This is a genomic window from Arthrobacter sp. P1_A5 (genome assembly GCF_056406825.1).
In genome coordinates, this window is the sequence record NZ_JBFTZL010000133.1 from 1 (window position 1) to 10,447 (window position 10,447).

The 10,447-nt window shown below is 66.6% G+C and carries 10 protein-coding genes; 4 read left to right on the forward strand and 6 right to left on the reverse strand.

All coding sequences use genetic code 11. From position 1 onward, the window contains the following. A partial coding sequence (locus AC1D1S_RS15610; RefSeq protein WP_476994863.1) for a SelB domain-containing protein occupies positions 1-475 on the forward strand: 475 nt, incomplete at its 5' end. A gap of 48 nt (positions 476-523) precedes the next feature. Here AC1D1S_RS15610 and ychF read toward each other — a convergent pair. Next, positions 524-1,609 carry a redox-regulated ATPase YchF gene (gene ychF / locus AC1D1S_RS15615; protein ID WP_476994864.1) on the reverse strand — a complete coding sequence of 362 codons (1,086 nt, stop codon included), beginning with the start codon at positions 1,607-1,609 and terminating at the stop codon, positions 524-526. A gap of 220 nt (positions 1,610-1,829) precedes the next feature. Between ychF and AC1D1S_RS15620 the strand changes: the two genes are divergently transcribed. Then, entirely contained in the window at positions 1,830-3,068 is a 1,239-nt protein-coding gene (locus tag AC1D1S_RS15620; protein WP_028275711.1) for a DNA recombination protein RmuC, read from the forward strand. Positions 3,069-3,180: 112 nt separating this feature from the next. Here AC1D1S_RS15620 and AC1D1S_RS15625 read toward each other — a convergent pair whose 3' ends face one another. Then, positions 3,181-4,269, reverse strand: coding sequence for a 4-hydroxy-3-methylbut-2-enyl diphosphate reductase (locus AC1D1S_RS15625; RefSeq protein ID WP_028275712.1), 1,089 nt, complete (start codon positions 4,267-4,269; stop codon positions 3,181-3,183). Between the two features lie 9 nt (positions 4,270-4,278). Then, on the reverse strand, positions 4,279-5,139 hold the full coding sequence (locus tag AC1D1S_RS15630; protein WP_476994865.1) for a hypothetical protein: 861 nt from the start codon (positions 5,137-5,139) through the stop codon (positions 4,279-4,281). Between the two features lie 254 nt (positions 5,140-5,393). Here AC1D1S_RS15630 and xseA point away from each other — a divergent pair, with 254 nt between their 5' ends. Continuing rightward, positions 5,394-6,680: an exodeoxyribonuclease VII large subunit gene (gene xseA / locus AC1D1S_RS15635; RefSeq protein ID WP_476994866.1), complete on the forward strand. Its 1,287-nt coding sequence runs from the start codon at positions 5,394-5,396 to the stop codon at positions 6,678-6,680. 138 nt (positions 6,681-6,818) lie between these two features. Continuing rightward, positions 6,819-7,049: an exodeoxyribonuclease VII small subunit gene (locus tag AC1D1S_RS15640; RefSeq protein WP_243180978.1), complete on the forward strand. Its 231-nt coding sequence runs from the start codon at positions 6,819-6,821 to the stop codon at positions 7,047-7,049. Positions 7,050-7,085: 36 nt separating this feature from the next. On the opposite strand, the gene AC1D1S_RS15645 is transcribed toward AC1D1S_RS15640, so the two are convergent. From AC1D1S_RS15645 to AC1D1S_RS15655, 3 genes are all read right to left on the reverse strand, one after another. After that, positions 7,086-7,940, reverse strand: a complete 855-nt coding sequence (locus tag AC1D1S_RS15645; RefSeq protein WP_476994867.1) for a polyphosphate kinase 2 family protein — start codon at positions 7,938-7,940, stop codon at positions 7,086-7,088. A gap of 70 nt (positions 7,941-8,010) precedes the next feature. Further along, positions 8,011-9,231 carry a pyridoxal phosphate-dependent aminotransferase gene (locus AC1D1S_RS15650; RefSeq protein WP_243180981.1) on the reverse strand — a complete coding sequence of 407 codons (1,221 nt, stop codon included), beginning with the start codon at positions 9,229-9,231 and terminating at the stop codon, positions 8,011-8,013. A gap of 131 nt (positions 9,232-9,362) precedes the next feature. Then, a complete protein-coding gene (locus AC1D1S_RS15655) occupies positions 9,363-10,328 on the reverse strand; it encodes an ABC transporter substrate-binding protein (protein ID WP_028275717.1) in 966 nt (321 codons plus the stop codon). Between the last annotated feature and the right edge of the window lie 119 nt (positions 10,329-10,447).

Consider the following 10,447-nt stretch of genomic DNA (forward strand, 5'->3'; position numbering starts at 1 on the left):
GTCCTTGGGCGCGGCGCGGGACCTACTGCAGTTGCCCGAGGAGAGGCTGCTGTCCCACGTCATCCGCGGCGCACGGCTGGAAGCGGAGGGCGGCCACGTCCGGCTGCCTGGCAGCCGAGATTCTCTCGGCGCCGCAGAGCCAGCGATCGCCGAGGTGGAGCGCACGCTGACCGCACATCCGTTTCACGCCCCCGAAGCCCAGGAGTTGGCCGCACTGGGCTTGGGCGCCCGCGAGCTCGCGGCGGCGGAGCGCACCGGGCGTCTGCTACGGTTGCGCGATGGGGTGGTTCTACTGCCGACGGCCCCCGCCCTAGCGATGCGCCTACTGGCCGGTCTGGAGCAACCCTTCACCACGAGCCAAGCACGCCAGACTCTGGGCACGACCCGTCGAGTCGCAGTCCCGTTGCTTGAACATCTGGACTCTCGCGGCTGGACCCGGCGCCTTGATGCCGGTCACCGGACCGTGGCGCGTTGAGCCGCACTTTCTAGCCCCGCACCTCTAAGGCCTCAGAGAGGTCAGGAACTAGACGTTGAAGCGGAATTCAACGACGTCGCCGTCGGCCATGATGTATTCCTTGCCTTCGATCCGGACCTTGCCACGGGCCTTCGCCTCGGCCATGGAACCGGCCTCGATCAGGTCATCGAAGGAGACGACCTCGGCCTTGATGAAACCGCGCTGGAAATCGGAGTGGATCACGCCGGCCGCCTGCGGGGCGGTGTCGCCCCGGCGGATGGTCCACGCGCGGGTTTCCTTGGGGCCGGCCGTCAGGTAGGTCTGCAGTCCGAGGGTGTGGAAGCCGACGCGGGCCAGCTGGTCCAGCCCGGATTCATCCTGGCCGTTCATTTCCAGCATCTCGCGGGCTTCTGCCTCGTCGAGCTCCACCAGGTCGGACTCGAGCTTGGCGTCCAGGAAGATGGCGTCGGCGGGGGCCACGAGGGCCCGCAGTTCCGCCTGCTTCTCCGGGCTGCCGAGGATTCCCTCGTCGGAGTTGAAGACATAGATGAAGGGTTTGGCCGTGAGCAGGCCGAGTTCCTTGAGGTGCTCCATCTCCAGCTTGTCGCTCTTGATGGAAGAGAAGATGGTGTCGCCGCGTTCCAGCACTGCCTGCGCCGCCAGGATGGCCGCCAGTTCGGCGGCCTCCCGCTTCTTGATCTTGACTTCTTTTTCGATCCGCGGGATGGCCTTTTCGATGGTCTGCAGATCGGCCAGGATCAGCTCGGTGTTGATCGTCTCCATATCAGAGCTGGGATCGACCTTGCCGTCGACGTGGATGACGTCCGGGTCATCGAACACGCGGACAACCTGTGCGATGGCCTCGGCCTCGCGGATGTTGGCGAGGAACTGGTTGCCGAGGCCCTCGCCCTCGGAGGCGCCCTTGACGATGCCGGCGATGTCCACGAAGGACACGGCTGCGGGCAGCAGGCGCGCGGAGCCGAAGATGCCGGCCAGCTTTTCAAGCCGGGCATCCGGCAGGTTCACGACGCCGATGTTGGGCTCGATCGTGGCGAACGGATAGTTCGCCGCGAGGACCTGGTTTCGGGTCAGTGCGTTGAAAAGGGTTGATTTGCCGACGTTGGGCAGTCCGACGATGCCAATAGTAAGAGCCACGAGCATATATTCTACCCGCACCAGCGGCCAGCCGTTGCTGCGGGCCCGTGGCTACACCTGTGGGGCGGCAGGGTGCCGGCGCGGGCGCGGGGCGGTGTGGGGGCGGTCGCGGGGCGATGTCGGGGTGTTGCGGCGGGTACATCCCACGGTGTCCCCGGATGTTCCGGGTGTTCCGGGCGTCGAAACCAAAACTGTCACAGGGGCATGCCACAGTGAAGGCATGGAAGCTTTTTCACTGATTCTCGCCCTGCTCATGCTGCTTACGGGCGCCGTCACGGGCGCCGCCGTCGTCTATGTCCTGCTGCGCCGGCGCTACCTGGCCGTGGAACAGGACTTCGACGGCGTGTCAGCCCGGCTGTCCGACGTCAGCGCCCAGTTCGCCGCCGCCGACGCCGAGAGGCGCCTGCTCGCGGCCCAGAACCGCGAGCTCGGCGAGTCCCGGAACCATGACGGCAGTGTGCTCCGTGCGCTGGCGCCCGTGGCGGAAAAGCTCACCGCCGTGCAGCAGCAGGTATCCCTGCTCGAACGCGACCGGCTGGAGCAGTACGGCCAGCTGGCCCAGCAACTGCAGGAGGCCCGCCTGTCCGATGAGCAGCTGCTTCGGTCCACGCATGCGCTGGAGTCCGCCCTGCGCTCCAACAGCGCCCGCGGCCAGTGGGGCGAGGTCCAGCTGCGCCGGGTGGTCGAGGCGGCAGGCATGCTGCGGCACGTGGACTTCCACGAACAGCTCCACAGCGGGCAGGCCCACAGCTCCGGCACGGACGGCAGCCTCCGGCCCGACCTCGTGGTGCAGCTGCCCGGCGACAAGCAGCTGGTGGTCGACGCAAAGGTCCCTCTGGCGTCGTACCTTGCCGCCCAGGACCTCGGCGCCGCCCAGGCAGGCCAGCAGTCCTCGCAGCTGCCCGGCAGCCAGCAGGCGCACCTCGCCGCCCATGCCAAGGCCCTAAAGGCCCATGTGGACGCGCTGGGCAGCAAGAAGTACTGGGACATCCCAGGCAACTCTCCGGAGCTGGTGGTCTGCTTCCTGCCGGCGGAATCGATCCTGGCCGCCGCCCTCACAGCCGACCCGGCCCTGCTGGACTACGCACTGGCCAAGAACGTCGTCCTGGCCTCCCCCGGGACCCTGCTGGCGGTGCTGAAGTCGGTGGCGTTCACGTGGCGGCAGGACGTGTTGACGGACAGCGCCCGGGAACTCTTCGAGCTCGCCCGGCAGCTCTACGACCGGATGGGCACGCTCGGCGAGAACGTCACCAAGCTGGGGTCCTCGCTGAAGACCTCGGTTGAGCGGTACAACTCCATGGTCGGGACCCTTGAGGCCCGCGTCCTGCCCACCGCGAGGAAACTCAACGCCCTGGAAACCGCCGGACTGGCCACTCCCCCCGCCGTCGAAGTCACACCGCGGGCAGTCGCAGCCCCGGAACTTCAGTCCCGCGACGAGTCAGAAGAGTCCGCGGCCTAGGTGCACTGCGCCATGGGTCTCAGCGCCCAAGGACTGTCCAGTACCAAGGACTGTTCGGTGCCCAGCACTGTTCGGTGCCCAGGACTGTCCAGTGCTTTGGACTGTTCGGGGCCTAGGACTGTTCGGGGCGGGTGCCGCGGCCCCCGAGGGCGCGGGTGACGTCGCCGGCCTGCTTCAGGGTGGCCCGGAGCTCCTTCGGCAGGGAGAACAGGAGGTCTTCCTCGGCCGTGACGACTTCCTCGACCGATCCGTAGCCGTAGTCGGCGAGGAGCCGCAGCACGTCCTTGACGAGGACTTCCGGGACGGAGGCCCCCGACGTCACGCCCACCGTGGCGACGCCCTCGAACCACGTCTCGTCAACCTCATTGGCGAAGTCGACCCGGTAGGAGGCCTTGGCGCCGTATTCCAGTGCCACCTCCACGAGGCGGACGGAGTTTGAGGAGTTGGCGGAGCCCACCACGATCACCAGATCCGCCTGGGGCGAAATCTTCTTGATGGCCACCTGGCGGTTGGTGGTGGCGTAGCAGATGTCGTCGCTGGGCGGGTCCTGCAGGGTGGGGAACCGCTGCTTGAGCAGGCGTACGGTCTCCATGGTTTCGTCCACGCTGAGGGTGGTCTGCGAGAGCCAGATGACCTTTTCCGGGTCGCGGACCGTGACCTTGTCGACCTCGTGCGGGCCGTTGATGATCTGGATGTGTTCGGGGGCCTCGCCGGCGGTGCCTTCGACTTCCTCATGGCCGTCGTGGCCGATCAGCAGGATGTCGAAGTCATCCTTGGCGAACCGGACGGCTTCGCGGTGCACCTTGGTGACCAGCGGGCAGGTCGCGTCAATGGTGCGCAGGCCGCGGTCCTCGGCGGACTGGACGACGGCGGGCGAGACTCCGTGCGCGGAAAAGATGACGAGCGCGCCTTCCGGGACCTCGTCGGTTTCATCGACGAAGATGGCGCCCTTTTCCTCCAGGGAGCTAACCACGTGGACGTTGTGCACGATCTGCTTGCGGACGTAGACCGGCGGGCCGTAGTGTTCCAGGGCTTTTTCCACCGCGATGACTGCACGGTCCACGCCGGCACAGTAGCCGCGCGGGGCTGCCAAAAGGACCTTTTTGGGACCGGCGACCGGGGCCGCGGCCAGGACGTCTTCCGGTGAACGCCGCCTGCGCGGAACGGATGGCATCGGAACGGAGACAGCGGTGGTGGTCATGCTCCCATGCTACCGGTGTTCAATCCTGCCCCGTTTGCGCGCGCCGGCGACCCGGACAGCCACTCCCGTGGCTACCAGTGCTGCTCCCGCGACGGCAGCAGCGACGATCCACTGGCCGAAGCTGGCAGAGCACGCCGMGACGAACTCGTTCTTGAACAGCTCCGCCACATCGTTGCCGCTCGAGGTCCCGGCGACCGCGGCGCCGGCGGCATCGCTGGCCAGCTTCCATACCCCCGCGAGCACCAGCGTTCCAACGCCCATTCCGACCAGCACGGTCCACCGGCGTCGGGCCGCAACGAACGCCAGAATGAAGGCGATGGCCGAGCCGACGGCAACGGCGTAGCCCATCGGGGCGTAGACGGTAACGCGTTCGATCATCTGGCGCTGGTCGGACTGCCCGATATGGATCAGCACCTGGCCGGGCGCCTCCAGCGGAAGGGTGGTCGCCGCAGTGACCTGCTTGGCCACCAGCCCGGCAAGCGGCGCGACATCCAGGGTGAGCGAGGACGTGCCGTCAACCTCCGGCGGCAGCGTGCTGGGGTCCGCGAGCGTGAGGCGGTGGCTCCTGCGCAGGGTTTCAGCCCAGGCGTCGGGGTAGCCGGGCAGTCCCGTCAGCGAGCGCGCCGCGCTGTCCAGGACCGGCCGGGCCAGCTCCGTGAAGGCTTCGGGAATGCCGGCGCTGGCGGCCAGTCCGTCGACGGCGGCCGCGGCCAGCCGCTGCTGGAACGCCGGGTCCTTGCCCAGCGGCGCGGTCAGGGCGACGAAGCCCTCTTCCTGGACGATGTTCTGGTCCACCCACATGGCTGGAACGGCGACGGCTGCCATCAGGAGCCCGATGAGGACGGCGACGGCAGAGACAAAAGTGCGCAAGGGATTCCTAGGAGGTTGATGGCATCCCTCCCATCCTAGGGCGGGGCCGGGCGCGGCCATAAAGTCGGACCCCGGTGGTAGAGCTATGGATAGAGTTGACAGAGACAACTTCCGGCTGCCGGCCGGCCCACCCGCCGGGAAGCGGGCCGCCGGCAGTCCCGGTGTAAGGACATGCAGTAACCGGCACGCAGCAAAGGAACGCACACATATGCACAAGGCACTCCACCAGGCACTTCCGGCCATGGAGCCCACGCATGCCTGAGGACGCGGCGGCAGCAACCACGCTACCGGCCACCGCGGCCGAAACCAGTCCGGACAACCCCTGGCCGCTGCAGTTGCTGTCCCAGAAGCTCAAGATGCATATCGACCGCGCGCCCTCGGCGTGGGTTGAGGGGCAGGTAATCGAGCTCAACCGGCGTGGCAGCAACGCCTAYCTGACRCTGCGSGACATCGACGCCGAAATCTCGCTGCCGGSRTCGGTCTGGACMACRGTRCTGGACCGCCAGGCCRCYCCGCTSGARCGCGGYTCCCGGGTTGTRGCSCTGATCAAGGCMGAATTTTGGCTCAAGACGGGCCGGCTGAACATGTCCGTGAAGGACATCCGGCCMGTGGGCCTCGGCGAYCTCCTSGCCAGGATMGAGCGGCTGCGCCAGGCCCTCGCCGCCGAAGGACTCTTTGCCGATTCCCGCAAAAAGCGGCTTCCCCTGCTCCCGCACCGGATCGGCCTGATCACCGGCCGCGACTCTGACGCCAAGAAGGATGTGCTGCGCAATGCCGCCCTGCGCTGGCCGGCCGTCGAATTCGAGATCCGCGAAGTAGCGGTCCAGGGGAACACCGCCGTAGCCCAGATGATCGCGGCCTTGCGGGAACTCGACGCCCACCCCGTGGTCGACGTCATCGTCATCGCCCGCGGCGGGGGCGCCCTCGAGGACCTGTTGCCGTTCAGCAGCGAGGAGCTCATCCGGGCCGTCGCTGACGCGTCCACCCCTGTGGTGAGCGCGATCGGGCACGAAGCGGACCGGCCTATCCTCGATGACGTCGCAGACCTCAGGGCATCAACGCCCACCGACGCCGCGAAGAGGATAGTTCCCGACGTCGCCGAGGAGCTTGTCAGGGTCCGGCAGGCACGGGACCAGCTCCGTCGCGGAGTCACCCGGCTCGTTGAACGCGAGGGCGACCGGCTGGCCTCCCTGCGTTCGCGTCCCGTGCTGCTCTCCCCCGACGTCATGATCAGCCAGCGCCACGAGGACGTCGAACGGCTCAAGATCCGCTCGCACTCGGCGATCAGCGCCGCCGTCGTGCGGGCAGCGGACCAACTGGTCCACCTCAAGGCGCAGGTGCGTGCACTCTCGCCGCAAAAGACACTGGATCGCGGCTACGCAGTGGTCCAGCTCGCCGGCGCCGGGAACGCCCCCGCAGCGCACCGGGACGTTGTGCGCCATCCGTCCCAGGCGCCCGCCGGCACGGACCTCACGGTTCGGGTGGCCGGCGGCCGGTTCACCGCCCAATCCACCGGCGGCCAGGAACCGGCCGAGGAATAACCCAGGCGGACGGTCGTGGCCACACGGCCACCCGTCAGCGCCAACACGGCCACCCGTCAGCGCCCCAAACAGGCACCACGGTCAGCACCACAGACAGCATCACCGCGGCACAAACCGCGACAACCAAGGAGCACCCACATGGCAGTAGAATCCAGCCCGAACGCCGACGTCGAGGCCCTCAGCTACGAGGACGCCCGCGAGCAGCTGGTCGCAGTGGTGGGCAAGCTGGAGGCCGGCGGCGCCAGCCTGGAGGAATCGCTCGCGCTGTGGGAGCGCGGCGAGGCACTGGCCAAGCGCTGCGAACAGTGGCTGGAAGGCGCCCGCAAGCGTCTCGCCGCCGCCCGGGACCAGGCCGCGGACAAGAACTAGGAACCGGCACGCCGCGGCGCGCCGGTTCCCTCCGTACTAGGAGCGCTCGACCAGATCCCGTTCCATATCGACGTCGAACTCCGGATCCGGCCACTGCAGCTTCAGCCCTTCCAGGGCGTCCAGCATCAGCTGCTGGACAGCGATGCGGGCGTACCACTTCTTGTTGGCCGGCACGACGTACCAGGGCGCGATGTCAGTGGCCGTCTTCTCGAACGCCTCCTGGTACGCATCCATGTAGTCGCTCCAGAAGGCGCGCTCCTTGAGGTCGGTGCTGCTGTACTTCCACACCTTGGACTCGTCATCCAGCCTGGCGAGCAGCCGGTCCTTCTGCTCGTCCCGGCTGATGTTGAGCATGACCTTGACCACCGTGGTCCCGGCTGCCGCCTGCCTTGCCTCGAATTCGTTAATGGCCTTGTAGCGCCGCTCCAGTTCCTCGGGACTTGCCCAGCGGTGGACCCGGTGAATCAGGACGTCCTCGTAATGCGAGCGGTCAAAAACGCCCACCATCCCGGCCGCCGGCACTGCCTTCTCGATCCGCCAGAGGAAATCGTAGGATTTCTCCTCCGGGGTCGGCGCCTTGAAGGACTTGAGCTKGACACCCYGCGGGTCCATCTGGCCCATGACGTGGTTGACGATCCCGCCCTTGCCTGCGGTATCCATCGCCTGCAGGACCAGCAGGACGCGCTTGGTGCCGCCGAACCGGGATTCGGCGAAAAGCTGCTCCTGCAGGGTGGTCAGCTTGCCATCGAGCTCTGCCAGGAGCGCCTCGCCGTCGGATTTCCCGCCCGGGTAGCCCGGGGTGGAGTCCGGGTCGCAGTCCTTCAGCTTGAATTTTTTTCCGACCAGCAGCGTCTCGGCGGGGCGCCGCTCGAACATCACAGCATCTGTCATGGAAAGCCTCTTTCCAGTTTCGTGCAGCCGCTGCGCGGGCGAGTCCCCGAACTCCGCTGCTGACCGAAGCCTAGTTCCCCTTGTACCGGCTCAGGAAGTCCGCCATGCGGTTGATTGCTTCTTCGAGGTCCTTGACGTTAGGCAGCGTCACCATCCGGAAGTGGTCCGGACGGACCCAGTTGAACGCCCTGCCGTGGGACAGAAGAATTTTCTGCTCGCGGAGCAGGTCCAGGACAAATTTCTCGTCGTCGCGGATGTGGTAGACCTCGGGGTCCAGCTTCGGGAACAGATACATGGCCCCGCGGGCCTGCTGGGTGCTGACGCCCGGGATGGCGTTGAGCATGTCATAGGCCTTGTTCCGCTGTTCCAGGAGGCGCCCGCCGGGCAGGATCAGGTCGTTGATGCTCTGGTAACCGCCGAGGGCGGTCTGGATGGCGTGCTGGGCCGGCACATTGGCGCACAGGCGCATGTTGGCCAGCAGGTTGATGCCCTCGAGGTAGTCCGCGGCGGCCTTTTTCGGCCCGGAGATGGCCATCCAGCCGGCCCGGAAGCCGCAGACCCGGTAGGCCTTGGAGAGCCCGCTGAAGGTCAGGCACAGGACATCGTCGCCGGTGAGCGAGGCGAGGTTTACGTGTACCGCGTCTTCGTAGAGGATTTTCTCGTAGATTTCGTCGGCGAAGAGCACCAGGCCGTGTTTTTCCGCGAGGCCGACGATCTTCTTCAGCGTCGCCTTCGGGTACACCGCACCTGTCGGGTTGTTCGGGTTGATGACCACGATGCCCTTGGTGCGCGGCGTGATCTTCGCTTCCATGTCCTCGAGGTCGGGCTGCCAGCCGGATTCCTCGTCGCAGAGGTAGTGCACGGGCTTCCCGCCGGCCAGGGCAACCGAGGCCGTCCACAGCGGGTAGTCCGGGGTGGGGATGAGGACCTCGTCGCCGTCGTCGAGCAGGGCCATGAGCGACATTGTGATCAGTTCGCTGACGCCGTTGCCGAGGTAGATGTCATCCACGTGGATGTTCTGGATCCCGCGGGTCTGGTAGTACTGCGAGACGGCGGTGCGGGCCGAAAAAATGCCGCGCGAGTCGCTGTAGCCCTGGGCATGCGGCAGGTGGCGGATCATGTCCACCAGGATCGCGTCCGGCGCTTCAAACCCGAAGGGGGCCGGGTTTCCGATGTTCAGTTTGAGGATGCGATGACCCTCCGCCTCCATCTGCTGGGCGGCCTGAAGAATCGGTCCACGGATGTCGTAAAGGACATTATGAAGCTTGGTGGACTGCTTGAATTCTGCCATTCATCAAATATGCCATATGGAGGATGTTCTTCCGCTGAGACATGACTCACACGCGGGCGCCGCAGTAACAACAACGACGCCGGTGCCCGGGCTGTAAGCCCGGACACCGGCGTCGCAGGGTCGCCAGCGGTCTACTGCTGGGCGAGGCCCTTTTCCTTCAGCCACGCGTCGGCGGCATCTTTCGGGTTCTGCTTCTGGCTGCCGCTGACGGCACGGTTGAGGTTGATGAGGTCTTCCGTGGTGAGGACCTTGGACACGTTGTTCAGGGCTTCCTTCGCCTTGTCCGTCATCTTGGCCGTGTTGTAGAGCGGCAGCACCTGCTGGGCGATGAAGTTGTTCTTCGGATCCTCCAGCACCACGAGGTCGTTGTCCGGGATGGACGGGGTGGTGGTATAGATGTCCGCGACCTGGACCTGGTCCGAGAGCAGGGCCTTGAGCGTGACGGCGCCGCCGCCGTCGCTGAACGGCTCGAGTTTCTTGGGCACGCAGTTGTAGTTCTTCGCCAGGCCCGGCAGGCCGTAGGCGCGCTCGGCGAAGGTCGCCGGGGCGCCGATGACCAGATCGCCGCAGACCTTCGCCATGTCTTCGATGGACTTCAGCTGGTGCTTCTCGGCCGTGGCCTTGGTGACCACCATGGCGTCCTTGTCCTCAGCCTTGGAGGCATCGAGCACGGCCAGGCCCTGCGGGAGCTTGGTCGGGAGTGCCTTCGCGATGTCCTCGGCGGAGACCTCGGTGGCGTCCTTGTTTACATACAGCAGCAGGTTGCCGCTGTAGTCGGGAACGACGTCCACCGAGCCGTCCTGGACTGCTTTGATGTAGACCTCGCGCGAGCCGATGTTCGGCTTGGTGCTGGCGGTGACGCCCGCGGCGTTCAGGGCGCCGGCGTAGACCTCGGCGAGGATCTGGCTCTCGGGGAAATCAGCCGACCCGATCACCAGGGCACCGCCGGAACCGGAGGCGGCACCGCTGCTGGCCGGGGCCGAGCTCAGCGGGTTTGATGAGCCTCCGCAGGCGGACAGGGCCATGGCCAGGCCGACGCCGACGGCCAGGCCGCCGAATGCGCGCCGGCCAAGGCCTCGTTGGCGGGATTCCTTCATGACGTACCTCCTTGAACAACAGTCTCCGCGATCACGGGGTCTGTGAGATCAACCGCAGCCTGCTGGCTGCGGTTCGGCTTGGATGAGGCGCCCCGTGACAGGAACAGCCTCTGAATAAG

Excerpts from the sequence above, each read along its gene's own strand:
- AC1D1S_RS15655 (WP_028275717.1), bottom strand. The coding sequence starts at position 10,328 with ATGAAGGAATCCCGCCAACGAGGCCTTGGCCGGCGCGCATTCGGCGGC.
- AC1D1S_RS15640 (WP_243180978.1), top strand. The coding sequence starts at position 6,819 with ATGGCAGTAGAATCCAGCCCGAACGCCGACGTCGAGGCCCTCAGCTAC.
- AC1D1S_RS15650 (WP_243180981.1), bottom strand. The coding sequence starts at position 9,231 with ATGGCAGAATTCAAGCAGTCCACCAAGCTTCATAATGTCCTTTACGAC.
- AC1D1S_RS15625 (WP_028275712.1), bottom strand. The coding sequence starts at position 4,269 with ATGACCACCACCGCTGTCTCCGTTCCGATGCCATCCGTTCCGCGCAGG.
- AC1D1S_RS15620 (WP_028275711.1), top strand. The coding sequence starts at position 1,830 with ATGGAAGCTTTTTCACTGATTCTCGCCCTGCTCATGCTGCTTACGGGC.